This window comes from Paracoccus denitrificans (genome assembly GCF_900100045.1).
GTDB lineage: Bacteria > Pseudomonadota > Alphaproteobacteria > Rhodobacterales > Rhodobacteraceae > Paracoccus > Paracoccus denitrificans.
In genome coordinates, this window is record NZ_FNEA01000082.1 from 1 (window position 1) to 2,076 (window position 2,076).

A 2,076-nucleotide genomic window follows, 5' to 3' on the forward strand; every position below is an offset into this window, starting at 1 on the left:
GGGTCAGGGCGTGTCAGGCGGGGCGGCCAATCTCCTCCCTCGGGTCGCCCCGCCGATCAACGCGCCAAGAGGATTTGACCATGCACGCTCACCCCCGGGACCTGAAAAGCAACACCGCGGCGCGGCTCATGTCGATTGCCGCGATCCGCGCCCGGCTTTCCATGCTTGCGGTGGCCTATGCCGCCCGCATCGGTGCCGTGAATATGAACGATGTCCTCGCGACGGCATCCGCGGTCGTCGCAGTGTTCGGCGAGGATCACGACCTGTCGCGCGAGATGCGCGGCTTCGTCGATAGCCTGCCCGAGCTTCGGCGGCATGTCCCCGACCTGGCATCGGCCGGTGACCGGCTGATCCGGGCGGTCGAGCGCACCACCTGGCCCGATGCCGATGGGAGGGCCGATATCCATGGCTGACCAGCCGCGCCTTTCGCTTGCCGATCATGCGATGATCCACGCCCTGGGCGTGCTGTCGCGGCCGCCGATCACGGATAGGGCCGGCCTCGACCTGGTCGTCGGCGTCATGCGCGACCTGATGCCGGGGGTGACCCGCGAAAACCCGCAGTTGATGGGCCTGATCCAGACGGCCGATCAGTTCGCAACCTGCCGCGTCGCGGTTCCGGGCTGCTATGGCGGCCTGCATGACCGGGCGTGGAAGGTCATGAACGACTGGGACCGCCGCCGGCTGGCCGAGGCCTGGGATCGCGCGCGGGGTGCGAAATGAGAACGCACCGGGATCGGCACGGCAATGCTTATCGCGCGGGCGCCCGTGAGGGCGTCGGCGATTTCCTTGCCGATCTGCTGGCGCTGACGCCGCCATCGACCCATGACGACCTGAAAAAGCTGGCCCGCAACGTGCTGGCCCGGCCGAAATATCGGCGGGTTTCCCAGAAAACCGCGATGAATGGAGGTCCCAATGTCGCCAAGCAATAGCCGCGAGAACGGGGCGCACACGCCTCTTGAGAGCCATCTCATCCGTGAGAACGCGATGCTCCGGCGCCGCCTCGATGCCTTGGAGAGCGAGGTTCGGCTGCTCGCAAGTTCGTTGCGCCGGATGAAAAGCCGGCTCGATGATCAGTCGCAAGCGGACGGGGCTATTCGGTGATCATGCGCCTCTCAAGCTTGAATATCAGGTCTTCAAGCGTATCCAGCTCCTCTTCGATGTCGTCGTCGCTGATGTCGCAGGCCGGGTTGGTTTCCTGTTGCATGCGCATGAATGATCGCTGCTTCTCGGCCGCTTCGCGCATGTCGGCGACAACGATTTCGCGCATGCCCGGGAACTTGTCTTCGAGCGTATCCAGGACTGCCAGGAGTGCAATCTCCAGCGCTCCAGTGGCTCGCCTATGGCCATGGTGCAGTCCATACAGGTTGTCGATATCGTCCGCCATCTCGGCGATTTCCTCATCGCTCAGTTTGTTTGCCATCCCGCTGGTTCCTTCGCGTCGTGGGGTGGTTGTGGGCACCGGGCCGCAATCCCGGTGCCCGACAATAGGCAGCTATTTCGGGGCGGTGGTAGGGCTTAACTGCGGCGAGGCTCGGCTGGCATGACGCAGGACGATCACCGCCTCGACGAAGCCAAGGCCATGCCCATCGCCGATGTGGTGGCGCGGCTGGAGCTATCCGGCCTGGTCCGCACCGGCGGCGAGCTGGTCGGGCCGTGCCCGCAATGCGGCGGTCGGGATCGCTTCGGCGTCAACCTGAAGGACGGGGTGTTCACCTGCCGCAAGGAATGCGGGCCGCACGCCCGGGGCGACCAGATCGCGCTGGTGCAGCATGTGCTGGGGCTGGATTTCCGCGGCGCACTGGAATGGCTTTGCGGCCCGGCCCAAGGCCTGTCCGATGCAGAGCGTGCCGAGCGTCGGCGCAAGGCTGAAGCGAATCGGCGCAAGCAGGCCGATATCGCCCGCCGTGCGCGCGAGAACTCGATCCGGGCCGCGCGGGATATCTGGTTCGCCGCCGGCCCGGCCGAGGGCACGCTGGTGCGGGACTATCTGACCCTGCGCGGTATCGATCCCGCGCATTATCCGGATCTGCCGCAGGTCCTGCGGTTCGATCCCGAGGCGCGTTACACGATCCCGGT

General features: G+C 66.0%; 5 protein-coding genes. 4 read left to right on the forward strand and 1 reads right to left on the reverse strand.

The annotated features are described in order from the left end of the window. Nucleotides 1-80: 80 nt before the first annotated feature. From BLT64_RS25800 to BLT64_RS25810, 3 genes are read left to right on the forward strand one after another with little or no spacing between them, the layout of a single operon-like run. Nucleotides 81-413 (forward strand): hypothetical protein, encoded by a 333-nt coding sequence (locus tag BLT64_RS25800; protein WP_011746695.1) that lies wholly within the window; start codon nt 81-83, stop codon nt 411-413. Next, nucleotides 406-720: a hypothetical protein gene (locus BLT64_RS25805; RefSeq protein WP_011746696.1), complete on the forward strand. Its 315-nt coding sequence runs from the start codon at nt 406-408 to the stop codon at nt 718-720. The genes BLT64_RS25800 and BLT64_RS25805 overlap by 8 nt, the downstream gene beginning before the upstream one ends. Further along, nucleotides 717-929 carry a hypothetical protein gene (locus BLT64_RS25810; protein WP_011746697.1) on the forward strand — a complete coding sequence of 71 codons (213 nt, stop codon included), beginning with the start codon at nt 717-719 and terminating at the stop codon, nt 927-929. The genes BLT64_RS25805 and BLT64_RS25810 overlap by 4 nt, the downstream gene beginning before the upstream one ends. A gap of 161 nt (nt 930-1,090) precedes the next feature. On the opposite strand, the gene BLT64_RS25815 is transcribed toward BLT64_RS25810, so the two are convergent. Then, the gene (locus BLT64_RS25815; RefSeq protein ID WP_011746698.1) at nt 1,091-1,420 is read right to left on the reverse strand and encodes a hypothetical protein; all 330 of its coding nucleotides are present in this window, start codon (nt 1,418-1,420) and stop codon (nt 1,091-1,093) included. 120 nt (nt 1,421-1,540) lie between these two features. Here BLT64_RS25815 and BLT64_RS25820 point away from each other — a divergent pair. Then, nucleotides 1,541-2,076 (forward strand): DUF7146 domain-containing protein (locus BLT64_RS25820; RefSeq protein ID WP_437438292.1); only part of this gene is annotated, 536 nt, incomplete at its 3' end.